This window comes from Desulfosporosinus sp., from assembly GCF_014237355.1.
GTDB lineage: Bacteria > Bacillota > Desulfitobacteriia > Desulfitobacteriales > Desulfitobacteriaceae > Desulfosporosinus.
Map to the genome: position 1 here is coordinate 111,335 of NZ_JABZFS010000061.1, position 22,438 is coordinate 133,772.

25 protein-coding genes are annotated in these 22,438 nt (G+C 41.7%); 19 read left to right on the plus strand and 6 right to left on the minus strand.

The genetic code is table 11. The features are described from left to right. The first annotated feature begins 121 nt into the window (after positions 1 to 121). The 7 genes from HGJ98_RS13405 (at position 122) to HGJ98_RS22420 (ending at position 6,903) form a co-directional block, all read left to right on the plus strand. Positions 122 to 703, plus strand: a complete 582-nt coding sequence (locus HGJ98_RS13405; protein ID WP_291351912.1) for a 4Fe-4S dicluster domain-containing protein — start codon at positions 122 to 124, stop codon at positions 701 to 703. Positions 704 to 717: 14 nt separating this feature from the next. Next, positions 718 to 1,638, plus strand: coding sequence for an NrfD/PsrC family molybdoenzyme membrane anchor subunit (gene nrfD, locus HGJ98_RS13410; RefSeq protein ID WP_291351913.1), 921 nt, complete (start codon positions 718 to 720; stop codon positions 1,636 to 1,638). A gap of 46 nt (positions 1,639 to 1,684) precedes the next feature. After that, the gene (locus HGJ98_RS13415) at positions 1,685 to 4,528 is read left to right on the plus strand and encodes a molybdopterin-dependent oxidoreductase (RefSeq protein ID WP_291351914.1); all 2,844 of its coding nucleotides are present in this window, start codon (positions 1,685 to 1,687) and stop codon (positions 4,526 to 4,528) included. 73 nt (positions 4,529 to 4,601) lie between these two features. Continuing rightward, positions 4,602 to 5,288, plus strand: a complete 687-nt coding sequence (locus HGJ98_RS13420) for a molecular chaperone (RefSeq protein ID WP_291351915.1) — start codon at positions 4,602 to 4,604, stop codon at positions 5,286 to 5,288. Positions 5,289 to 5,444: 156 nt separating this feature from the next. Continuing rightward, entirely contained in the window at positions 5,445 to 5,645 is a 201-nt protein-coding gene (locus HGJ98_RS13425) for a twin-arginine translocase TatA/TatE family subunit (RefSeq protein ID WP_291351916.1), read from the plus strand. 250 nt (positions 5,646 to 5,895) lie between these two features. Beyond that, the gene (locus tag HGJ98_RS13430; RefSeq protein ID WP_291351917.1) at positions 5,896 to 6,366 is read left to right on the plus strand and encodes a (2Fe-2S)-binding protein; all 471 of its coding nucleotides are present in this window, start codon (positions 5,896 to 5,898) and stop codon (positions 6,364 to 6,366) included. A gap of 429 nt (positions 6,367 to 6,795) precedes the next feature. Next, complete coding sequence (locus HGJ98_RS22420) at positions 6,796 to 6,903, plus strand: hypothetical protein (RefSeq protein ID WP_367142734.1); 108 nt, start codon at positions 6,796 to 6,798, stop codon at positions 6,901 to 6,903. Positions 6,904 to 7,116: 213 nt separating this feature from the next. Here HGJ98_RS22420 and HGJ98_RS13440 read toward each other — a convergent pair whose 3' ends face one another. Together HGJ98_RS13440 and HGJ98_RS13445 are read right to left on the minus strand one after the other, a co-directional pair. Next, the gene (locus HGJ98_RS13440) at positions 7,117 to 7,992 is read right to left on the minus strand and encodes a tyrosine-type recombinase/integrase (RefSeq protein WP_291351919.1); all 876 of its coding nucleotides are present in this window, start codon (positions 7,990 to 7,992) and stop codon (positions 7,117 to 7,119) included. A 354-nt stretch (positions 7,993 to 8,346) separates the two neighbouring features. Beyond that, positions 8,347 to 8,673, minus strand: a complete 327-nt coding sequence (locus tag HGJ98_RS13445) for an SCP2 sterol-binding domain-containing protein (RefSeq protein ID WP_291351920.1) — start codon at positions 8,671 to 8,673, stop codon at positions 8,347 to 8,349. Between the two features lie 273 nt (positions 8,674 to 8,946). Here HGJ98_RS13445 and HGJ98_RS13450 point away from each other — a divergent pair, with 273 nt between their 5' ends. The 3 genes from HGJ98_RS13450 (at position 8,947) to HGJ98_RS13460 (ending at position 10,942) form a co-directional block, all read left to right on the plus strand. After that, a complete protein-coding gene (locus HGJ98_RS13450; RefSeq protein ID WP_291351921.1) occupies positions 8,947 to 10,023 on the plus strand; it encodes a diguanylate cyclase in 1,077 nt (358 codons plus the stop codon). A gap of 182 nt (positions 10,024 to 10,205) precedes the next feature. Next, positions 10,206 to 10,592, plus strand: coding sequence for an EamA family transporter (locus tag HGJ98_RS13455; protein WP_291351922.1), 387 nt, complete (start codon positions 10,206 to 10,208; stop codon positions 10,590 to 10,592). 164 nt (positions 10,593 to 10,756) lie between these two features. Further along, a complete protein-coding gene (locus tag HGJ98_RS13460; protein WP_291351923.1) occupies positions 10,757 to 10,942 on the plus strand; it encodes a hypothetical protein in 186 nt (61 codons plus the stop codon). 110 nt (positions 10,943 to 11,052) lie between these two features. On the opposite strand, the gene HGJ98_RS13465 is transcribed toward HGJ98_RS13460, so the two are convergent. Continuing rightward, on the minus strand, positions 11,053 to 11,841 hold the full coding sequence (locus HGJ98_RS13465) for a protein-glutamate O-methyltransferase CheR (protein ID WP_291351924.1): 789 nt from the start codon (positions 11,839 to 11,841) through the stop codon (positions 11,053 to 11,055). A gap of 50 nt (positions 11,842 to 11,891) precedes the next feature. Continuing rightward, on the minus strand, positions 11,892 to 12,329 hold the full coding sequence (locus HGJ98_RS13470; RefSeq protein ID WP_291351925.1) for a YaaR family protein: 438 nt from the start codon (positions 12,327 to 12,329) through the stop codon (positions 11,892 to 11,894). A 29-nt stretch (positions 12,330 to 12,358) separates the two neighbouring features. On the opposite strand from HGJ98_RS13470, the gene HGJ98_RS13475 reads away from it, so the two are divergent. Beyond that, positions 12,359 to 13,399 (plus strand): M20/M25/M40 family metallo-hydrolase, encoded by a 1,041-nt coding sequence (locus tag HGJ98_RS13475; RefSeq protein WP_291351926.1) that lies wholly within the window; start codon positions 12,359 to 12,361, stop codon positions 13,397 to 13,399. A 2-nt stretch (positions 13,400 to 13,401) separates the two neighbouring features. Here the strand turns inward: HGJ98_RS13475 and HGJ98_RS13480 are convergent, their stop codons facing one another. Both HGJ98_RS13480 and HGJ98_RS13485 read right to left on the minus strand, forming a co-directional pair. After that, on the minus strand, positions 13,402 to 14,283 hold the full coding sequence (locus HGJ98_RS13480) for a flagellar motor protein MotB (RefSeq protein WP_291351927.1): 882 nt from the start codon (positions 14,281 to 14,283) through the stop codon (positions 13,402 to 13,404). Then, positions 14,280 to 15,098, minus strand: a complete 819-nt coding sequence (locus HGJ98_RS13485) for a flagellar motor protein (RefSeq protein WP_291351928.1) — start codon at positions 15,096 to 15,098, stop codon at positions 14,280 to 14,282. The genes HGJ98_RS13480 and HGJ98_RS13485 overlap by 4 nt, the downstream gene beginning before the upstream one ends. 295 nt (positions 15,099 to 15,393) lie before the next feature. Between HGJ98_RS13485 and flgM the strand changes: the two genes are divergently transcribed. The 8 genes from flgM to HGJ98_RS13525 form a co-directional block, all read left to right on the plus strand. Continuing rightward, positions 15,394 to 15,663 (plus strand): flagellar biosynthesis anti-sigma factor FlgM, encoded by a 270-nt coding sequence (gene flgM, locus HGJ98_RS13490; RefSeq protein ID WP_291351929.1) that lies wholly within the window; start codon positions 15,394 to 15,396, stop codon positions 15,661 to 15,663. Between the two features lie 81 nt (positions 15,664 to 15,744). Beyond that, a complete protein-coding gene (locus tag HGJ98_RS13495) occupies positions 15,745 to 16,230 on the plus strand; it encodes a flagellar protein FlgN (RefSeq protein ID WP_291351930.1) in 486 nt (161 codons plus the stop codon). Positions 16,231 to 16,232: 2 nt separating this feature from the next. Next, positions 16,233 to 17,882, plus strand: coding sequence for a flagellar hook-associated protein FlgK (gene flgK / locus HGJ98_RS13500; protein WP_291351931.1), 1,650 nt, complete (start codon positions 16,233 to 16,235; stop codon positions 17,880 to 17,882). 93 nt (positions 17,883 to 17,975) lie between these two features. After that, a complete protein-coding gene (gene flgL / locus HGJ98_RS13505) occupies positions 17,976 to 18,887 on the plus strand; it encodes a flagellar hook-associated protein FlgL (protein WP_367142733.1) in 912 nt (303 codons plus the stop codon). Between the two features lie 343 nt (positions 18,888 to 19,230). After that, positions 19,231 to 19,779 (plus strand): DUF6470 family protein, encoded by a 549-nt coding sequence (locus HGJ98_RS13510; RefSeq protein WP_291351933.1) that lies wholly within the window; start codon positions 19,231 to 19,233, stop codon positions 19,777 to 19,779. 19 nt (positions 19,780 to 19,798) lie between these two features. Next, complete coding sequence (gene fliW, locus HGJ98_RS13515; protein ID WP_291351934.1) at positions 19,799 to 20,257, plus strand: flagellar assembly protein FliW; 459 nt, start codon at positions 19,799 to 19,801, stop codon at positions 20,255 to 20,257. Position 20,258: 1 nt separating this feature from the next. After that, entirely contained in the window at positions 20,259 to 20,492 is a 234-nt protein-coding gene (gene csrA, locus HGJ98_RS13520) for a carbon storage regulator CsrA (protein ID WP_291351935.1), read from the plus strand. A gap of 396 nt (positions 20,493 to 20,888) precedes the next feature. Further along, positions 20,889 to 22,438: methyl-accepting chemotaxis protein (locus HGJ98_RS13525; RefSeq protein ID WP_291351936.1), on the plus strand; the 1,550-nt coding region annotated here is incomplete at its 3' end.

The following is a 22,438-nucleotide window of genomic DNA, read 5'->3' on the forward strand; positions in this document are numbered from 1 at the left end:
CAGCATCCTGTTTTTTTATATACAATGAACGAGGAATTGTGAAATTGAGTATAAGGAGTGATGTTCACGTTTTTCCTCATACTTCAAGATTCTTATTAAATAATGGTAAGGAGGTCAGGATATGCCCGAAGATAGCAAACAAAAAAAATATGGTATGGTAATCGATTTAAGGAAATGTGTGGGATGTATGTCGTGCTCAGTATCCTGCAAAATGGAGAACGGAGTCTCCTTTGGCGTTTTTAGATCATGGGTTAACATGACTGAAAAAGGAGATTACCCAACGGTAAAGAGGTATTATCAACCAAGGCTCTGTAATCATTGCGAAAATGCTCCCTGCGTAGAAGTCTGTCCTGTGAAAGCTTCTTATAAGCGTGAGGATGGCATGGTACTCCTTGATAAGAAGAAATGCATTGGCTGTGGTTACTGTGTAGCCTCTTGTCCTTATAATGCTCGTTATATGAGTAAAACCCAAAAAGTTGCTGACAAATGTACGTTCTGTGATCATCGAGTAGATAACGGCGGTGAACCGGCATGTGTTAAAAACTGTATGGGTAAAGCACGATTTTTTGGGGATTTAAATGATCCTAATAGTAAGATAGCTCAGCTAGTTTCTAATAACCCTGTTCAAGTTATTAAGCCGGGACAAGGGACTAAGCCTCAAGTATTCTATATTGCGGCTGACTTTAATCAACAGCCTAAGTAAGGAGGGGAAATCAATTGACGGTTAATGATATGTATACATTTATGAATGAAACGAATTGGGAAGCATTTGTTCCATTATATTTCTTCCTAATAAGCATTAGTGCGGGCAGTTTAATGATAAGTTCTTTGAGTACAGTATTTGGGATGAAGCAATATGACTCAATTGTTCGTCCTGCAGCATTTACTTCCTTAATTTCCCTTGCACTTGCCCCCTTGTTCTTAATTATAGACTTGGGACAGCCATTGCGCTTCTTGTATGTCATCAATCCGTTTAATTTTAATGTTCAGTCACCTATGTCTTGGGGAGGATGGCTTCTGATTCTGTACGGAATTACCCTAGTCTTATTTGCTAAGAGATTCATTACTGGTTCTTCTCAATCGCAATCCGTTGCAGAGACTGCTGCAACAGCGAGTGGAAACAATAAGATTCTAAGTAGCATAGTCTTTGTTCTTGCTTTATTGTTGAGTGCGTACCCAGGTTTCGAATTGGGTGTAATTAAGGCTAAAGCGTTATGGAATACACAGTTACTTCCTATCTACTTCATAACCACAAGTCTCCTCGCTGGATTAGGTATTCTGTTACTTGTAACTCAATTTACCGGTAAAAAAGAATTAAGTGATAAATTCATTTCCTCCGTTAAAACGTTAACCCTTAGTTTAATTGCAATTAGCCTTGTGTGGATTATCTCAAGAAGCTTGATTTTAACAACTTCTGGACTCGAATCACAATTCGCGGCCCAAACCCTTTGGAAATCGGGATGGTTTGTTGGAGGAGAGTTGATATTAGGCTTGCTTGCACCTCTTGCCCTTCTGATCTTTGGAAATGTTAGCAAAAATCGACCCGTACTAACCCTAGTTGCAGTATTATTGTTAATCGGAGCATTTTCCATGAGATATTCCATAGTGTTTGCTGGTCTCGCTGCAGTACTGCCGTAAAGTCATTCCTAGGGATGAATTAAAGAATTAGTCGAGGAGGTATACTATGTCTAGCAAAAATAATTCCTTTTCTCTTTCAAGAAGGAATTTTTTAAAGATTTCTGCTGCAGTCACAGCTACGGCAGGAATGGGTTTTGGCGCAAATATGCTGAACATAAAAGAAGTTTCAGCAGAGGAATCAGAGAAACTGGCAAATAGCTTGGGTAATGTAGAAGTAAAGTATACCGCAGATGTAATGTGCCCAAGTGAGTGCGGAATGGAAATGTGGGTTAAGGACGGTCGGATTATTAAGATCTACGGAAATGAAAGCTGTCCTTTTAACGATGGTGCTTGTTGTGCTAAAGGTGCATCAGGGATGCAATTGGTATATTCACCTGACCGTAATAAGTACCCTCTGATTAGGGAAGGGGAACGGGGAGAAGGGAAGTTTAGACGGGCAACCTGGGAAGAAGCCATTGACTATATTGGTAAAAAATTAGTGGATATCAAGAAAACCTACGGTCCAGAGTCAGTTATCATGGACGCTGGGGATGTTACGGACAGAGATCAATATTATAGGCTATTTCATGCTTTTGGAACACCGAACTGTGTAGAACATGGTTCAATCTGTGATACCCCACGTCGCCATGGGCCTAAGTTAATGCTAGGCGGTAAGAGGATTGAACCCGATGTTATGCGTCCAGTCCTCGTCAGACAGCCGGATGGCAGTCTGAAAAAAGACTACACCTATTACTCTAAGCTTATTATTTATGTCGGTTGGAACCCATTTGTAGCGACACGTATTAATTACGAGAGCAGAGGAACAGTGGGTGCTAAAGTAGAGAATGGTTGCAAGGTTATCGTAGTCGATCCGGCCCATACCAATACTGCTTCCCAAGCTGACCAATGGTTGCCTATTAGACCGGGTACGGACGGTGATCTTTTTGCAGCAATGCTAAGATATATCTTAGAAAACGATAATCAAAGCAACCCTTTTAGAAAATATATTGATTGGAGTTTCAAAGATCTTAGTGTGGGTTGGGATGAGTTTGACACTGAATTTAAAGCTTGGTGGGGAAAAACTGATCCTATCAATGGTAAGTCTTACTTCAGTCTAGAGTGGGCAGCGGATAGAACCGGGCTCTCTAAAGAACAGATCGCTGAAGTAGCTCACGAATTTGGGATCACTAAACCAGCAGCTCTGGTCTGGGGTATGCAAAGCCCAGGGCATCATTTCAATGGCTATCCAGCATCTATTATCGGAACAGCTCTTAATATTATCACTGGAAATATTGATGTGCCGGGTGGTGCCATTGATACTGAACTCGTTAAGTGTGACAAGGGTGGAGACGCTAAAGGGTCTAACTTTAAGAAGAAGAAAGTTAAAAGAGCTGTAGATGGCATAGAAGTAGAAGGTGAAGTTGAACACCTGCACATGGATTTGTATGGAGATTGGCCCGCAGCATGGGATGATGTTGTTGGAGACTATCCAAGAAGATTTAGAGAAGGGGTTACTCTAAATTATGGGCCACTTAAGGGGCATAAATATCCTATTAAAGGATTTATGATCCGAACTGGTAATCCAGTTATGACAGGTGGGAATACTAAGGACTGGATTGATGCTCTGACTGCAAAGGATTCCAGTGGGAACTACAAAGTGGAACTCGTCGTAAACATTGATACGCTCTATTTGGAAACAGGTATGTATGCGGATGTCATTCTACCAGAAGCAAGTTATGCTGAGCGGATGAGTCTCTCTGACGTCTATCCATCGCATCAAGTTCTCTGGTTAAGAGATCGGGTTATAAATCCCCTCCATGAGAGTAAATGTCCGACGGACATTATGAATATGCTTGCTAAGAAATTAAGTGACCTCGGAGATACGGATTTTAAGGCAAGCGACTTCTGGGATAAGTATAAGAGCGAAGAAGATTTCGTGAATGAAATGCTGGCACCTGCTCCAGGTCGAAACCATGCAGGAGAACCTGTACCCTATCCTCATCTTCCCTTGGGATATAAACTTCAGGGGACACCAGATTCACTGGATGCAGGTCGGGTCACCATTGATCATGAGAAGAAAGTTGTAAAAGGCGAACTTGTAACCGTTGACTGGATGCGCAAGAACAAAGGGGTCGCTGTTTGGCCCATGAGTTGGAACCGCTTTAAGGTATTTGATAAAGAAGCAGGTAAGTATGTAGCGAGCAAGGCTGTAGCCAAGACTAACTCTAAATTGTTCGAATTCACGTTTAGTGGTTATGAAAAATACAACAAGCTCATCAGCGAAACGAGTATAATTCCACGCGGATTAAAAGAAATTGGGTATGATAAATATCCTAATACCTTTTACTGGTTTGAAACAAAGTGGAATCCTTATACAAATATGGAATATGCCAAGTATAAGGATGAGTATCCGTTCCAGCTAATTTGCGGTCGTGTCCACCATGCAATGACAGGAACCCAAATGGTACCTTGGTTGTCTGAGACTCCGGTAGAAGGAACATGGATGCCTCTGAATAACTCGTTTAAGCATAAGATTATTGATATGAATGCTAAAGGCGAATTAGAGGAAGTTGAAAAAGAATTTAAGACTGGGACGTTCTGTGTTGGTACGATTGCCATTAACGCTAGTGATGCTAAAGCATTGGGTCTAAAAACGGGAGATCTAGCCATTTTGGAGAATCCTCTCGGTGCACAAGAAAAAGGTAAGGTTTATGTTACAGAGGGAATGAGACCCGGTACAATTAAACTCGGATTCGGTACGGGTGGTCGTTTCTCTCCTGGAATAGGTCCAACTTCTAAGAGTAAGGATTATACGCCCAACCACAGTGGTTTAGTTGATCCAAATGCTCATAGCCCTATTATGGGTATGCCCTGTTATGCGGATATGATCATCAAGGTTAAAAAAGTATAAAATAATATTCTCTATGAGCCAGGGCGCTCGCCCTGGCTCCATTATTCTCTAGAAAAGAATGGAGGCTTGATTAGTGGAAATCGAAGAGCTAAAACAGGTCCTTACTACGCAACAGGAACTTTATCGCTTCCTGAGCAACATCATTACTCTAGGGCCCAAAAAGGAACTGCTGGACCACTTTCGAGTCGTTTATAGTGAATTGCTCAAAGAAGAAGCAGACGATGATAATTTAGTCAAGGGTATCATTACGATTCAAAAAGCACTCATTGAAAAAAACCTTGCTTCTTGTGAAGCTGTTTTAAATAGAGAATATACAAGGCTGTTTATTGGTCCGGGAAAACCCCCTGTAAGCCCATACCCCTCAATTTATATAAGTGATGAACCTAAGCCGAAACTAATGGATGAAAGTACAATCGAAGTTCGTAAGCAATATCTCGATAACAATATTGTGATGGCAAATATGAATTCTGTGCCAGATGACTTTTTAGGTGCAGAACTTGAGTATATCTATTACCTGACGGTGAAGTCTTTAGAATCAATCGAGAAATCGGAGTCTGAAGAATTAGGAGCTCTTCTTCAGAAGCAGAAGAGCTTCATTAAGAATCATCTAATGACATGGATTGCTAAATTTGTACAGAATCTACTTGATTCTACAACAGAAGATTTCTTTAGAGGGTTTGCTTTGCTTTTGATCGGTTTAGTAGAATCACATTTGTTAATTCTTCAAGAATCTGCTGAGGTGTATAGTTCGGCACATTGATCATGCTTTTCCTTCTCCTAATATAATGCCTCTTGCATATATGTGAGAGGCACTAAAAATATCTAACGAAGACTATTCATCTAATTCTAATTTTAAGTGATTAATAGTTAATTTCCTTCACTTTATGTACTTTTGCTAAAAAGGAGGATATACGTGATGATTACCTTTGGTTTTGTCACTCCTACAACAGCGGTTGTAATTTTAGTTATTGCTTTAATAATCTTTGGGCCAGGGAAATTGCCCGATTTAGGGCGCTCTCTGGGGAAAAGTATTAAAGAATTTAAGAGTGCTACCGATACTACTGATATCATTGATGTGAAAGAGCCAAGACAAACTGAAAAGCCAGGTCATTCGTAAATATTAAACAAATACCAATAGCACCAGTGTCCTCGTTGATAGGAAGCTGGTGCTATTGTCATGGTGGTAAAAGACGAACGCTTATTCGATCTGGTAAGCATTGATATCCTTTAGACAAATTTATGTAAAAAGACTATAAGCTGTAGAGTGTGTATATCTTCAGTTGTTATGTCTCCATTTGGGCTGCAAACAGCCTTGCTGTGTTTCCTGTGATATAATAAACCCAATTCTATAGAGAGATGGTGAAAAAGTGGAGGATTGTTCTGCTATTGAAATCCAACCAGTAAAGTTTGACTTTGGGCATAGTTGCCCGGAGTGCGGAGATAAGGGCAAACCAATGAAAATCATTACTTTGAAAAGCCTGTTAGTACCAAGTGCATTAGCTAATCTAGAACCCTTAGCTTCTTATAAAATGTGTACTAACAAAGCTTGTTCCGTAATTTATTTTAGCGAAAACCTACAGATGTTTCTAACAACAGACATTAAAGTCGAAGTATTCACAAAAAGCAATGAGGAAGACTGTCCAGTTTGTTACTGTTTCGGATGGACTAAGAAAAGGGTGATACAAGAACTTGAGGAAACTGGCAGAACTACCGCTTTAGAGGAAATAACCTCACATACAAAGGCTGGTCGTTGTGGCTGCGAGGTAAATAACCCAGAAGGTTCTTGTTGCATCGGTAATATAAAACGTCTTTTGGAGTTGCGACAACAGGAGGGCTAATTCATGTTCAACGCATATGTTGTTTATTCTCGACGGTTCGAAATAGGGGAAGGTTATTTTGAGTGGCTTCGGCTAAGGGAAGCAAGCCATTTTGGTATGTAGTTATAGGAGGAATAATCATCATTCTTATGGCGTCATACCTACAACAAATGGATGTTCGATCACAAGGTAAAATTTTAAAGGTAGAATAAAGGGTAATAAAGCTATGGAGGTGCTTAAAGTGTCCAAAAAGAATTTTACACGTCGAGAAATAATTTGGATGGGTGCTTTAGGCATTGCACAGTTAGGTGTTTTAGGAAATGTGGCCTCGGGATGGTGGAACCAAGAGACAGATCCGGAACGTCCTAAGATTCAACTTTCCCAATTACAGATTTCTCCAAAACTGTTGCAAATTCTATTTGTGCAAAAAAAGGTGCTTGGCAATGTATTATTCTTGACCACGCAGATAGTAGTATATATGGAGATATTAAAGGTGTCTATGAAGTAGTGGAATGGAGGAATGGAGAAAAATTAATTCCAATGGAATGGTACGCTTAAATCTCTTTTTTAACCTAAGATAGCCAATACACCATAAGGGGTTAGCGTACCCTGTATTGTGCATTGGCTTGTGAATAGTATGAAAAAGAAGATAATATAGGTCGTTATGAGGAGTGAATTGCAAGTTTGCACCACTCAGGCGAACCGCTAGTATTTTAGGTGGGGATTATACACATCTACATCAAAGGTTTTTTTAAGCCTTGGCTCTCTAATTTAAATTAGTAGGTTTTCAACCGCTTGAGCCATTCTTTCGGTGCTTGTATGGGCATAGATTTGAGTCGTGCTGAGATCACAGTGACCTAGCATTTTTTGAAGAGTCACGATATCTGTCTTCTTTAGTACCATTGTTGCGAAGGTGTGCCTCATTAAATGAGCTGTTAAGGCCTTCTGAATACCGGCCTTCATAGCTAATTTTCGTAATAACCGCATAAGGTTATTAGGTTTCATTCGATTGCCATAATGGTTTGTGAAAACCGCTGGACAAGCCAGAGGCAAACGGAACTGAAGATACTCCCACAGACATTGATTAACCTCTGAGTTCATAGGCAGCACTCGATCTTTTTCACCCTTTCCTAAACGGACAAGGATCGTTCCTCTACAGAAGTCGATGTCTGACCAATCCAGGTTGAAGAGTTCGGAGCGGCGCAGACCGCAGTACAGGAGGATTCGAATCATGGCTTTGTTTCCTAAACGATTTAAAGCCTTGTAATGATCCACTGCATAGATCAGTCTGTGAACCTCATCATCAGATAGAAAACGAGGTAATAGCTTGGGTTTCTTTATTCGGTCTACTTTTTTTAAAGGATTTGATTGAATCAGCTCTTCGAATTCGGTATAATTAAAGAAGGAACTTAGAGAATCGATTTTCCGCTTCATCGTTGCACGAGAATAGCCCTTTCCTTTCATCCAAACGATGTAACGCCTAACAATCTTGGCATCTAGATTGTCAAGATGAGGGTCAATGGTTTTCTCCCACAAGAACGTTTGGAAACTTCTCTGATCTTGCCGATACGATGAGACCGTCAATGGTGAATGACCTCGCGCCTCGACGTACTCCAGAAACATTTGATACGCTTCACAGAATTCCATAAAAATAACCTCCAATAATTTTTTTTATCGGAGGAAATGGAATTGCATATTAATGTATATTTATACACTCCTTATGCATCCGAACATGATCTTCCCATAACCTAGTAAACCCCCCTGCCATAGCGTTCTATAACTCGGCTTATAGGTTGACTTCGCAAAACATCATGGGAAACTGATGGTGCCAATTAGGCATCAGCGGTTTCCCTTCAGTTTTTTATGAGTAGTTTTTAGTCAGACGTTTATTTCGTTAACCTAAGGGGGTACTCTATAGTACTGAAATCTGAAATAATGAAAGATTTGCAGGCCAACTCTTGACTGATTGTTCATTCATTATAGAAGTAATAAATAAGTTTCTTATTGATAAGCCTTAACAATTTCTTGGAGCTTTAAGGCCAAACCCAATTTTCCTTCAACCTTTAAGCCACCTGTCATAAAGGCCATGGTAGTATTCAGTTTATTTTGGAGCAGTTTTGAGAAGTTTTTTTCATTAAGGATAAGGGTTACTTCAGCATCCGGTGAGGTTCCTTCGACGATTTCCACCTGTCCGGCTTTGAAGACGATTTGTAAGGGGCCGCTTTCCTCTAAATCAATCTGGAAAATACGATCCTTTTCTGAAGCAATATGCTCTGGGTTGGTATTCATTTTCTCTACAAGTGCTAGTAACTCATCTCTGACAGTCATCTTTTTTCCCTCCTATTTCATACTATAAATAAAACGTTTTCACATTTCCAGAAAAATATATCACAATATTTTGTATAGTACAAAATATTTTTTACACCTTGCTACCTATTAATAAGTTTTTTATATAGTACAAATAAGAGTGTCCTGTCTGTAAATAAAATTATTGATTTGCTTAGTACAGAATGACTTTTTGGTGAGAGAAGGTAAGATGGAGGAATATTATAACAAATGTCGAATTTAAGTTAAGTTAGTATACATATATGGAGGTTGACAATGCTAAAAGACCTTCTTCTAAATGTAACGAGCATTATAGCAGTGGTTAGTATAGGTAATCAACTTCTGATTAATCAAGAAATTACCCCCTCTTCACCGTTGAAGTTAAGGGTATTTTTCGCATCCATGGCGGGTTTATTAGGAGCATTGTTAATGTTTAACAGTGTTCAAGTCATGCCCGGTGTCATTCTAGACTTCCGAAATATTGCAACAATCTTATCTGCAACATACTGCGGTTTTACGGCTGCAATGATAACTGGCTTAATGATCGGCATTTTTAGATTGTTTTTTGACGGGTTGACCTATACTTCAATCCTATCGGCCATAACAGCCGTTGTAATAGGGGTTGGCTGCGCCTTTATCGCTAAATATATAGCAAGTACCCTGAAAAAGTGGATTATTATGAGTATATACATCTTAATCGTACCCACCATAATCTTTTCTATAGTGATTGATAATCAACACCTGTTAGCCAGAACAATTTTGACTTATTGGCTAGGTTTATCTATAGTTTCCAGTCTCCTGTATCTTTACGTTCGATATCTTGATTTAACAAGATTTCTCTATAGAAAATACCAAATTGACTCAGCAAAAGACCATCGTACAGGACTAAACAACGTACGACAGTTCGATAATGAGCTGAATAGAATTATGCATAACTTATCGGATCAAAGCTTAATTACCTTGCTTTTTATGGACATTGATTATTTCAAAAAGATAAATGACACCTATGGGCACCAAAATGGGGATAAGATACTTGAGGATTTAGGCAAAATCTTATTAAGTTCATGCAGCTATTCAGATATTGTATCTCGTAACGGTGGAGATGAATTTTCTGTATTAATGACGGACTGCCCAAGAGATAAAGTGCTAGTGGTATCAGAGCGAATCAGATCAACTGTTCAGGATCATAGATTCTACCTAATTGACGGTCAAGTTATAAACATCACCGTATCAATTGGTATCGCAATTTATCCAGACACGGTGAAGGATATTAGCTTGATTGTAGAGAAAGCAGATTTGGCCTTATACGAGGCTAAAAGAGCTGGGAGAAATCGGGTCATGCTTTCCCCATGATGAATGCTAATGCCTAAGGCCGATATTGACTAAAATAATCAAGACCGATCACAGAGGCGTGATCGGTCTTATAATGTATGAAAGCTTAGAAGTATAAATAAGCCCATAATTGAGAAAACTTAATTGATATCAAGATCAAGTTTATCATCAGAAAAAGCTGTTTTTCAAGGAGTATTGATTTAATGTCGTTAATCTTCGAGGTGCGTCCTTTAGCAATTGCTTTAGTTTCTATTTTACTAGGAGCTACAGGACAATTTTTGTTTCGTCTGGGTATGGTTCAGTATGGGAATGTCACGGTAACGGGAATTTGGAGGCAACTGGGATCCATTATTTTAACCCCTGCAATTTTTATGGGTTTTGTTTGCTTTGGTGTAAGTTCAATTCTTTGGCTCGTTGTAATTTCACGTTGGGAGCTTAGTTATGCCTATCCACTGGTCTCCTTGGGATACGTAATTGCTATTCTTTATGGTACGATTCTTCTTAATGAAGATCTCACCTTACCCAAAATCCTGGGATGTACCTTAATTTTAGCCGGTATGAGTGTCTTAGGTTTATGGGGGCAAACTTAAGAGTCAGCGGGAGAAAGGTATTAAAAAAACATATCTTTGATTAAGAGAGTTGAAAGGCCCCTGAGAATAGGATATGATAATACTAACTTCATAACGTTTCCAAATGGAACACCCATTATCTTTTTGGAGTCAGTTACAAGACAAGAAAAAGGGGCGTGTATTGGATGCATTTACAAGATTTCGGGCGAGGTACGCGGATCGAATTGTCTAAGATGGCCAAACTACTCGGAATGAAGTTTATTGGATTTAATCCTAGTGCTCAACAGGTGTCCTTGGAGGTTAAAGGCAAAGGAGTTACTTATCCCTTAGAGGAATTTGTCCAACAGTATGAACGTCAATGTCTTAGTTAATTAAATAGTAATAAAAAGGCTCTGACTCATTATTTTGAGTCAGAGCCTTCTTTGCTTGAGAGGGACGGAATTGTCAGAATTGTTTCCCTTTGTGTGGGGGTCTGACCCCATTACTGTTTTTGGTAGAAGAAGGAGGATACGGGTTTGAGGCCGAGGTGGTTTAGGCCGAAGAGATGTTCCGTGCTGCCGGTGAAGAGGATTCCGCCGGGGCGTAAAGAGTCCGTGAATTTCTTGTAGAGCAGTTCCTTAGCTTCTTCAGTGAAGTAAATGACGACGTTGCGACAGGCTATAAAATCGAAGCCTGTTTGAAAGCGATCCGTTAGCAGGTTTTGGTGTTGGAAAGTGACTTGTCGTTTCACGGTGTCTTTGATTTGATACCCTTTGTCGGATGGGGTAAAATACTTTTGCAAGAATTCCGGCGGAGTGCTCGCAAAATCATTTTGTTTGTAGAGGCCGTTTGTGGCTTGCTTCAGTACATTGACATCAATATCCGTACCCAGTATGCTAAACTTAGCACTTGAGAAGTGCTCCATTAAGGTCATAGCTAAAGAATAGGGTTCCTGCCCGCTTGAACAACCTGCACTCCATAGTCTCAGAGGAGTTTTGTTTTGGAGAAGTAAGGGGATAATAGTCTCTCGCAGTGTTTTCCATTGGTTGGCATCCCGGAAAAATTGAGAGACGTTAATGGTTAAATGTTTAAAGAAGGCGTCATATAAGACAGGGTCAACATTTAGTGCCTTTAGAAACTCTGGATAGGTTGGATAGCCGTGAGAATTCATAAAGCTAAGAATTCGACGCTGCATTTGGTTTTGCTTATAAAACTTAAGATCCAGTCCACTCTTGGGGTGAAACCCTTTTACAAAGTCTTCGTAGGTATTGGAAATTGATGCGTGGGCCAAAGGGGTACACCTCTTTCTTGTTTTATCTAGTTGAAGGAGTCACTCAACATTTACGCGAAAAGGTCGACGATCAACCCTCGAATTTCATCGATCTTAGATAAAACCTCAAGGGGTTTGGCTTGTTGATCGAGAAGCTGTTTGCCAAGCTCGTCTAAGGCATGATCAATTTTTCCGACTCGTGCCATAACCTTGGGGCGGCCTTGATAATCCCAGGAGGTATCCTCCTGCATCTTACGGCTTTGCCCAAAGGTTGAACGCAGAAAGGATTTGACCATATCCCGAAAATCCTTAAGATCTCGGATGGAAAGGGAATGGGCTAACTTTTTTCCTTGGGTTTCAAGCCGACCGAGAAAGGCTTGAAGTTCAAGGCGCTGGATTTTCTGGGTCTGAGATAAGACCCCGCTAAACTCATTATTGCGCTCCACAGAATTTTGAGAGTCATGAGTGGGAGCTAGAGGTTGATGTGGAGTATTAATTCGTAAGGACATAGTCATTCTCCTCTTAGAAAGGATTAATCATGCAGACGCGCAGAGCTTTTATTAAAACCCTACTTGGTCTTGGAGCTGTTATGTTACCCTGGAGTTTTTTGCCGAATCGTTTGGGAGAGAGTATCAAGACGAAGCTTGGGCGACCAGCAGTTGAATTATTGTTGCCCCCTGCGCCTGAGCCTGAACTAAATCAAGTCATTGATTTAGAAAGCCTACATCGCACGGCTATGGATGATATTTATGTTTTAACCGCCCCTGAGATGCAAGGTCGTAGAGCAGGATCTATAGGGGAGACTAAAGCTTCAGAGTATTTAGCCAGTCAATTAAGCATGCTCGGTCTACGGCCCATGGGGGACCCTAATACTGGCTTTTTACAAGCCTTTACCATTCCACCGGTGGTGGAAACTCGGATCAATGGTCGGCTAACCTTTAAACCTGGACAAAACACAAGACTAAGATCTCCCTGTGTCAATCTTTTAGGGGGATTAATGGGTGAGAGTACGGAAGAAATAATACTACTAACTGCCCATTACGATCACCTGGGAGTTTACGAGGGAAGAATCTATCCAGGGGCTAATGATAATGCCTCAGGCGTGGGCTGTATCCTCGATGTCCTAAGGAGGATTCTCCGTGAAGAGAAGGTTCCGAGACGTACGATTGTTGTTGCTTTTTGGAGTGCTGAAGAGATGGGGTTTGTAGGATCTCAGGCTTTTGTCCATACATCAACCTTTCCTCTTCACCAGATTCAAGCAGTTCTGAACGTCGATACTGTCGGAAATGGAATGATCGGTAACTTCGCCCTTTGGGCTGACGGAGAAAATATTGCAGTCCAGGCTATTCAAGAAGCAGCTCTAGAGTGCGGGGCCAGTGCCCTGTTAACTCCACCCGCTGGGCACAATAGTGATTCTATTAGTTTCGCCTTAGCGCATATTCCAGCAGTGACTTTAATGGCTAAGGACTGGCTCTATAAAAATCATACCCCAGAGGACACCATCGCTCTGTTAAAGCCTGAACAAATTAGTTTAGCCTCAGAAATGGTCTATAGAGCGGTTCATAGGTTGGCCTTTTAGTGTTAGGGGGTGACTGATTTAGCAGGAGCAACTGGGCCGGATGCCGGAGTCTGGTTCGGTTCAGTCACGTCATATTTGGTGCGCAAAATAATCAGATCGATCCGGCGGTTTTTGCTTTGCCCTTGGGTACTATCATTTGACGCAATGGGCCTATATTCCCCGTAACCTGCTGCAGAGAGCCGGCTGGGTGAGATTCCTTGGTTTTGCAAAATCTGTACTACGTTGGTCGAACGGATCACGGACAGTTCCCAATTGCTGGGGAACTGGGCTGTGTGAATTGGTAGATTATCCGTATGCCCTTCAACTCTGATTTGATTGGGTGCTGAGGCAAGGACTGTGGAAATATTTCTGAGAATATCACGAGCCTTTGAGTCAATAGTCGCTGACCCGCTTGCAAAAAGCAAGGTTTCCTGAATGCTGACCACTAGACCTCTCTCTTCCATAGAAGACACCAGTTTGGTTTGAATTCCGTTATCCGCTGCAAACCGGTCAAGCTTAGCCTTAATCCCTTCAATACTCAGGTTTTCAGCGTCGGTGTTTCCTTGGCCTGAAGGGTTCTCTTCCTCGCTATCTGCTGGTTCGGTATGTGCTGTATTATTCGGGTCACTACCCTTGCCAGGAACTGTGGCCTTAGAGGAAGGGCTGCCAGTCTGAAACAAGGAAGGCCCGGCTGGATTTGTCGCCATATCGATTTTCGCGGGAGTACCGCCGCCCAGGGCCTTGTTGAGAGATTCGGCAATTGCTTGGAAGCGTTCCGCATCGACCTTACTCATAGAATAAAGGACGACAAAGAAAATCATGAGCAGGGTAATCAGATCGGAATAGGTAAGCAGCCAACGTTCGCTATTTTCCTTTTCTGCTTCATGTTCGCGTTTTCTTCTCATCGGCTTTCACTGGCAGTGGCACGCCTGGATTCGGCGATACCCTCTTGAGCTTTCTCCTCAGAAGGCAGCATAGTAGTGCCAATGTGAGTTTTTAATTTTTCTTTGAGGATGGAGGGATTTTCTCCTGCTTGAATAGAGAGAATTCCATCCAAGACCATTTCCATGGCCGCCACCTCTGCTTTATCCTTCATCTTAAGCTTTGTAGCGATGGGAAGCCAGAGAAGGTTTGCGCTACCAACCCCATAAAGAGTGGCTATAAAAGCAGCAGCGATAGAGTGAGAAAGGGCATCAGGATCGGAAAGGTTACCTAATACCATGACAAGGCCCATAACAGTACCGATAATTCCCATGGTTGGGCTATATCCCCCAGCGGCTTCGAAAACGGCGATTCCAACCTTGTGACGTTTCTCAAGGACCGCAATATTCGACTCCAGGATTTCCCTTGTAATTTCAGGGTCTGTTCCATCAATGACAAGTTGCATGCCTTGCTTCGTAAAGCGATCCGTCACAACTTCAAGTTCTTGTTCTAAACTAAGTAATCCTTCTCGTCGTGCTTTTTCTGCAAATCGTATAAGGGTTTCGTAGGCTTCGGCTGTTCCGAAGGATTGGGAAGTAAAGGCAAGTTTAAACCATTTAGGCAGATTTTTGAGGTCTGAAAGTGGAAAACTAATTAACACTGCCCCAGCGGTTCCGCCAAAAACGATTAATGCCGCAGATAATCCCCCAAGGGAACTGACGGTTCCCCCTTCTAAACTATAGCCGACGATCAAGAAGCCGAATCCGACGATAACTCCAATGATAGTCGATAAATCCATACAGTTTTGACCACAACGCCTTAGGTTATCTAGTGTTTATATCCTATAAGGGGATGAGGTCTACCTCCCTTGCTGCTTTATGTAATAACGAATCTCTAAAGCCTTACTATAATTCATCGACAAATTTTCCGCTAAACTTTAGAACCTTTATTTAACACAACCTATTATAACAGTAAACGAAAAATAGCTGTGATAATTTCCTGAAATTTTACCTCGATCATCATAAAGTTCCTCTTCAGTTTTAAGGAGTCATCGTCGATATAAAAGTAAGAGTATGTATTTGGAGTGAGTGTATATGAAAATAGATGGAACATCTATGTCTCCGATTGGGAGCGTTCAAGCAACTAATCGGATCAATCAAGTTCACAAGAAAACCCTGGTTTCCGAAGCAGATAAAGTGGCTGTTTCAGATAAGGCGCAAGTTTTTCAGGCTTTACTGCAGAAGGCAAAAGAAATCCCTGACCTTCGCGAGGAGCGTGTAAGAACCCTTGCAGAACAGATTGACCGTGGGGAGTTTCAAGTCAATGCACAGAAAATTGCAGAAAAGCTTTTTGATACTAATTAGAACGTAGAACGTTTTTAAAGCCAATTTTTCGTTACCTGATGTTTAAGAACCGAACCTAGATTTCTCAGAGGGGGAAAATTCGTGTCTGAAATACTGCGAAACTTAGAGGACAACTTAAAATGTCAGGTTGCGCTCTATGACGAGCTTAATACTTTAGGAGGGCACAAGCAAAAGGCCCTGATTAAAAATAATCTTCAAGAGCTTGAGGCAATCACGGTCCGGGAAGAACTACTTTTGCTTGAGGGAAGTCGATTGGAAAAAGAACGCCTTTTGTGGGCTGAACAAATCGGGCTTGACCTTGGAAAGGCGCCGGAAGACCTTACCTTAGCAGAATTGGCAGAGCATTATCCTAATTTACAAGAAGTGCGTAAGGATCTAGACCGGGCGGTTGGAGCCTTACAAGGAATCCATGAGACCAATACTCAGCTTCTTCAACAAGCGATGAAAGTTGTTGAATTTACCGTGGGCATGTTAACCCATCAGGAAAAAAACACTTACCACCATCCAACAAATCTTAAAGAGGATGAGGGAATCCCAAAACTTCATCTCCTAGATCGGAGGGTTTAAATATGAGTTCTACTTTTTTTGGTTTAGAGGTATCACGCAGAGCGCTGGCTTCCCAGCAGGCTGCTTTAAATATTACAGGACATAATATCGCTAACGCTAATACGCAGGGCTATACCAGGCAGGTCGGAAATTTGACCACAACCACACCCTATACAATCTCCGTCGCCGGAGGGAAAATGAGTTTAGGCTCGGGGGTAACCTTAGAAACAGTTACCCGGGCTCGAGATGCCTATGTGGATCGACAGTTTCGAGGAGAGACATCAAAGCAACAGTATTGGGCGGGACGGGAGGATACTCTCCAGAAAATTGAGGGGATCTTAAACGAACCCTCAGATAATAGTTTACATACTGATATGGATAATTTTTGGAATGCTTGGAGCGATCTCTCGAAAAATCCCGAGAATATGGGAGCCCGCTCGGTGGTTCGTGAGCGAGCATTAACCTTAACGGAAAGTTTTCACCACATCGCTCAGCAAGTTAGTGACATGAGGGAGAACTTAAATTCCAGTATCAACGTGCAGATCCATCAAATCAATTCCTATGGTCAACAAATTAAAGATCTGAATGATCAAATCAAGCGGTCAGAAGTTGCCGGGGATAACCCCAATGATTTAAGGGATCAACGGGATCTTATCGTGGATCAGCTATCAAAGCTAGTCAGTGTGAGAGTCGTTGAAACCAAGGATCCATCGTTTACAGATAGGAATGTGAATAATTTCAAGGTCATTATCGGGAATGAGAATTCGCCTGAGAACAATACCTTAGTCGATGACAGTACGGTACGATTTTTGGAAGAACCCCCTCCGCAGAAATTAATTAATGGTCATAATTCGTCACTTGTCGTCTGGAGTGATGACCTTAATCCAGTCAAGAAGGAAGTTGACTTAGGGAGTAAAGTTGGAATGCTTGCTGCAAATATCGAAATAAGGGATGTTGACCTTCCCAAGTTTGGAGATCAATTTGACAAGCTGGCCCAAGGAATCGCCAGTGCAGTGAATGCGCTGCATCAGACAGGGCAAGGGCTTACCGCTGAAACTCAAACGGATTCTGTAGTGGGTCCTGTAGGGATTAACTTCTTTACAAATGGCTCGAACCCAGCAACGACAAACCCGCCAGAACTCCCGGTGATTACGGCTTCCACCATCACGTTGAACTTTATCATTGAGAATGATCTTAATAGAATTGCCACAGGAACCATTCCTCTAAATAACGAGACAGACCCACCTACTCATGCCCAGGATGCTGAGGGTAATCCACTGGTGACTGTAGGAGATGGGAGTATCGCTAGAGCCCTCTCCTCTTTATCCGGGGGATGGAGTGCTCTGAAGGATTTGATAGCCTCTGGAAAATTTGGAGAAATCGATGGAATTCCTCAGAATCCTGTATCAGGAGCTTCCTTTGGAGACTATTACGGCTCAAATGTCGCACAAATGGGTGTGGATGTCCAACAAGCGGAACGTATGAAAGCAGGACAAGATGTCTTAGTCATACATTTATCAAACCAACGAGAGTCCTATTCGGGGGTTTCTTTAGATGAAGAAATGACGAATCTGGTTCGATTCCAAAAGAGTTATTCAGCGGCAGCCCGTATGGTGACTATGATGGATGATATGTTAGATACCATTGTCAATCGTATGGGACTGACACGCTAAGGATGTAGGGGGTAAGACTATAGGACAGGGAACCTCCCGCTTTTAGAAGTAGAAGCTTATTTAAGATAGAATTATACTAAGAAATGGGAGCAGGTGATTACTTTGCGTATAACTAATAACATGATGACTCAAGACTTATTACGCAATCTGCAAGCATCTCAGGGAAGAATGAGTCAGATCCAAAACCAGATGTCTTCTGGGTACAGGATCACCCGCCCTTCAGATGATCCTGTCGGAATACAAAATGCTTTGCGTATGAAGAGTAGTATCTCTGCTGTTGAGCAGTGGAAGAGCAATGCCGATGAGGCCTTGGGACTAATGGATACAACGGATGGCACCCTCGGTGATATGACGTCCATGCTGCAACGGGTTAAAGAGCTTGCGGTACAAGCTTCAAATGGGACGTTATCTGAGAGTGATCGGGAGAGTATTGCTATTGAGGTAGATCAGATTTTCGAGCAACTTCGTTTAGTTGCAAATACTAAGAATGGGTCCAGGTATATCTTTTCAGGGACCGCAACGGATAAGGAACTCATAACTAAGGATCCTGTAACCTCAGAATTTGTCTGGCAAGGGAATAATGAGGACGTTAAATTTGAGGTGGGGAATAATCTAAGCTTACCTATTTCTGTTAATGGTCAGACTTTGTTTAAAGAACCACTGACGGGTGCTGCGGGGGTATTTGATACCTTGAGTGCTTTAAGTACAGCGTTAAGGGATAATAATTCAGCGGCAATCGAAGATTCTCTTAAGGATATTGAGGGAAATATTGATAATGTCTTAGCGCATCGTGCTAATATCGGAGCGCGTACAAACCGGATGACAGCACTGAGGGAACAACTGGATACAACATCCTACAATTTGATCCAAAACCTTTCGGCTATCCAGGATGCAGATATCGCCAAAACGATTATTGAGTTCAAGAATTCAGAAAATGTCTATAAGGCATCGTTGTCGGTTGGGGCGCAGATTATTCAGCCTTCTTTAGTGGATTTTATGAGGTAAGGGCGGGATGTTTTGCTTAACAGTCGGTCAGCCTAGATCTCGTAGACCAAACTAGAACTCAGACTCGTTAGAGGGTCGAGGGTGCCCGCCAAATTCGCCCTCCCTGGCTCAGTTGGCGGCTTCGCACGTCCTGTGCTCAGCCCTTGGTATTGGGTTCTCGTCTTCGTTAAGTTTGGTTAGCTACTTTATCTAAAGCTTCTCTCCTTGTTAAGCAAAACATCTTGGGCTAAGAGGGACGGATTAGAGAATGCTTTCGGAGTACGTTTAAGTAAGGTCTTTTTGACACAAGAATTAGCCGTGAAATATTTTACTGAGTTTTTTCGGACCGAAGGGAGTAGGTTTCGTGCTTCGGATCAATATTAGTACTCAGCCGATTCGGCTGGATTATAATACACAAAATGCGAAGTTGAATTTGCAGTCTACTCCACCTAAGGTGGAGATGGAGAGGACGCCGGCGACGTTGGAGATTAGGCAGCCTAAAGGGGAGTTGACGATTGATCAAACCCCTTATCGTTATTCAATAGGCTTTAAAAATATCGCCGACTTTGCCCGGGATAATGCTGAACTTGGCAGGCAAACGGCTTTGGACACTATTGCGCGGATTGTGGAAGAAGGTAACCAAATGGCTCGGTTTGAGACTAAGACAAATGTGATTGCCAATTTAGCTTTCGATGCCAGTATAGGAGATGTTCCAGAAATCACCTGGGCACCTATTGCTGCCCCGAAGATTCACTATCAGGCTAATCCTGCCGAGATAAATGCTATGGCTGGAAAAGTAAACGTTACTATCCAGCCCGGTAAGGTAGACGGTGACTACCAGCCAGGTAATGTCGATATACAAGTTACTCAATACCCGAGTATTGAGTTCTCAACAATAGATGTCAAAGTTTAAACCCTTAGGAGGAATACTAATGAAAATACATTCAACTCGATTTGGTGAACTAGACGTGGAGGAAGAACAACTATTTAACTTTCCCTACGGAATCCCTGGTTTTCCAGAGGAGAAGAGTTTTGCTTATTTACCATACGACCCCGAAACTCCTTTTTCTTTCCTCCAGTCAACAATAGAGCCAAATTTGACTTTTGTACTAGTGGATCCTTTTGCTTTTTTTATGGATTACGAATTTGTTCTAGATGACGAAGTTGCTCAGGAGTTGGACCTGTCCCATAAAAATCCTCCCATGGTGTTCTTGATTGCTACAATTAGAGGAAAAGTTGCAGACATGACGGTTAACCTACTAGCACCGTTAGTCTTGAATGGGGTTAACCGCATGGGTAGGCAGGTTATACTAGACAAGAAAGAGTATTCTATCAGTCACAAACTGTTTCCTGACGGCTTACCGCAAGAGGCTGTCAAAGGGGGAAAGTAATATGTTAGCACTGACCCGCAAAGTAGGCGAGAGAATCGTTATCGGTGATAATATCGTCGTGACGGTGGTAGGCATCAAAGGGGATAATATTCGTATAACCATTGAGGCTCCTAAAGAGATTAAGATCTATCGTGGTGAGATTTATGATGCTATTGCGGCAGAGAATAGACAAGCAGCTGTTTCCAATGATTTAGCGGAGTTAGAGATGCTAAAAACATTGCAAATTAAGAAGTAAGTGCAAGATGAAAAAACCATCCTGTAACAGTCAATTATTATTGGTTGTTACAGGATGATTTTAATTAGGCTCACTTTTCCAACGCCATCGAAATGGCTTGTGACCGTCGGGCTTTGGGGGATCTATTGTAGACAAACACGTTTGAGATTGTTGTCAGAGGAGTTCCAGGGGAACTAAACTGAATTAGTTATAAGAAATGCTATTTTGTGAAAAAAATTATAAGATTAGAATAAATTGAAGGAAAAACAGTCGTCTGTAGCGAAAAAGAAAGAAATCTATCGGAAGGAGTGTGTCAGGATAAGCCTCATTGTATGAAATAAGCCAATTATAAAAGTCGCACACGTTTAATAAATTAACTACAATGCTGTAAAAATAACCAAAGAGAGGTTGAAAGACGTGTCAGTTAAAGCAAGAATTCTCGTAATCTTAATAGCTTTTGCCTTAGTTCCCGTGTTAATCGGAGGAGGGGTTACTTATTGGGCAGTGAACAACGATTTATCGAAGACGGAGCACGAACAAGCAACGTTTGTTACACAAGCGGCTGTTAATTCAATAGCTTTTATTGGGCAAAATATGGAGCAGGCAGTGAAGACTTATGGCTTTTGGGACGACTCCTACATAGCATTCCAAGCAAATGATGTCGACTGGATTATCGAGAATGTTAATATTGCCGCGGATGATTTTGCTGTTGACTTCGGACTGAGTATGGATGCGACTGGAACAGTCCTAAATTCATTTGGAAAAGAGAGTTATTCAGGCGATTTGAGTAAACATCCCTTACTTATAAGAGCCCAAGCAGGAGAGAAGATTCTATCTGGAGTGTATCAGGCACAGAATGGATTAGCCTTTGTAGGTGTGGCTCAAGTGCTTCAAAATAAAGGTGCTGGTGAAAAAGTTGGCTATTTGGTGTTTGGCCAGTACCTTACCAACGATCAAATAGGAATGGTCAAACAGTTAACGGGAGCAGATATTACAGTATTAGTGAAAAGTGGGGACAAATTTTCAACTAACGACGTACTTCCGGGGACAGGTATTAATGGTTCAGTTATACAAACTAACGAGAATGGAGTGCCTTTTCTAACAAGCTATGCACCATTTACCGACATAAATAATGCGGAAATAGGACAACTGGCAGTTACTATTACGGCAAATGCAAGCATGGCTGCCAGGAATGATTTATTTCGAGTATCTATCGTGATCCTAATTGCAAGTAGTATATTGGCCATTGTTATAGGGCGCATTGCAGCTGCATCATTAATTAAACCAATTGTACTGACGGCTCAACTTTTAAAAGAAGTGACAGCGGGAGATTTTAGGCACGAACACAAAGTGGATTCTAAAGGTGAAATTGGAGAAATGCTAAAGGCTTATAACGGAATGGTCACTGGCTTGAGGGCCTATATTCAGGGTACAAACGCCAGCTCTGAGGAATTAGCACTCTCCACAGGAAGGTTTTCCACAAACATCGATTATTTGGCCAGAGCTAGCGAAGAAATTACACAAGGCGTCCAAGAAGTGGCGACGATGGTTCAAAATGTTCAATCAAACACCAAGCTTACTGCGGACTCAATCAAAAGGATGTCTGAGGGTATTCAAGAAATTTCCGGCCATTCGTTAGATGTCTATGAACTGGCAAGTCATACTGCTCAACTAGCGGAAACTGGTGTTAAAGGGATAGAGTCTGCTGTTAGTCAGATGGATACGCTTATAAATCAATCCAAGGCTATGGAGATTGAAGTCGTTCAACTTGAAGATAATTCTCAGAAAGTTGGCCAAATCACAGAAGTAATCACTGCAATAGCTGCACAAACCAATCTCTTAGCCTTGAATGCCGCAATAGAAGCCGCAAGAGCAGGTGAGAACGGTCGAGGATTTTCAGTCGTGGCAGAAGAAGTACGAAAACTAGCAGAAGGTGCTACAGAAGCCACCAATGAAATTAAGACAAT

What these genes read in the sequence shown, in the direction of transcription:
- HGJ98_RS13480 (WP_291351927.1), bottom strand. Translation starts at nt 14,283, where the DNA reads ATGAGAAGAAAACGCGAACATGAAGCAGAAAAGGAAAATAGCGAACGT.
- HGJ98_RS13485 (WP_291351928.1), bottom strand. Translation starts at nt 15,098, where the DNA reads ATGGATTTATCGACTATCATTGGAGTTATCGTCGGATTCGGCTTCTTG.
- HGJ98_RS13460 (WP_291351923.1), top strand. Translation starts at nt 10,757, where the DNA reads ATGCATTTACAAGATTTCGGGCGAGGTACGCGGATCGAATTGTCTAAG.
- flgK (WP_291351931.1), top strand. Translation starts at nt 16,233, where the DNA reads ATGAGTTCTACTTTTTTTGGTTTAGAGGTATCACGCAGAGCGCTGGCT.
- fliW (WP_291351934.1), top strand. Translation starts at nt 19,799, where the DNA reads ATGAAAATACATTCAACTCGATTTGGTGAACTAGACGTGGAGGAAGAA.
- csrA (WP_291351935.1), top strand. Translation starts at nt 20,259, where the DNA reads ATGTTAGCACTGACCCGCAAAGTAGGCGAGAGAATCGTTATCGGTGAT.
- HGJ98_RS13445 (WP_291351920.1), bottom strand. Translation starts at nt 8,673, where the DNA reads ATGACTGTCAGAGATGAGTTACTAGCACTTGTAGAGAAAATGAATACC.
- HGJ98_RS13405 (WP_291351912.1), top strand. Translation starts at nt 122, where the DNA reads ATGCCCGAAGATAGCAAACAAAAAAAATATGGTATGGTAATCGATTTA.
- HGJ98_RS13450 (WP_291351921.1), top strand. Translation starts at nt 8,947, where the DNA reads ATGCTAAAAGACCTTCTTCTAAATGTAACGAGCATTATAGCAGTGGTT.
- HGJ98_RS13455 (WP_291351922.1), top strand. Translation starts at nt 10,206, where the DNA reads ATGTCGTTAATCTTCGAGGTGCGTCCTTTAGCAATTGCTTTAGTTTCT.
- HGJ98_RS13470 (WP_291351925.1), bottom strand. Translation starts at nt 12,329, where the DNA reads ATGTCCTTACGAATTAATACTCCACATCAACCTCTAGCTCCCACTCAT.
- HGJ98_RS13425 (WP_291351916.1), top strand. Translation starts at nt 5,445, where the DNA reads ATGATTACCTTTGGTTTTGTCACTCCTACAACAGCGGTTGTAATTTTA.
- HGJ98_RS13415 (WP_291351914.1), top strand. Translation starts at nt 1,685, where the DNA reads ATGTCTAGCAAAAATAATTCCTTTTCTCTTTCAAGAAGGAATTTTTTA.
- HGJ98_RS13440 (WP_291351919.1), bottom strand. Translation starts at nt 7,992, where the DNA reads ATGGAATTCTGTGAAGCGTATCAAATGTTTCTGGAGTACGTCGAGGCG.
- HGJ98_RS13475 (WP_291351926.1), top strand. Translation starts at nt 12,359, where the DNA reads ATGCAGACGCGCAGAGCTTTTATTAAAACCCTACTTGGTCTTGGAGCT.
- flgM (WP_291351929.1), top strand. Translation starts at nt 15,394, where the DNA reads ATGAAAATAGATGGAACATCTATGTCTCCGATTGGGAGCGTTCAAGCA.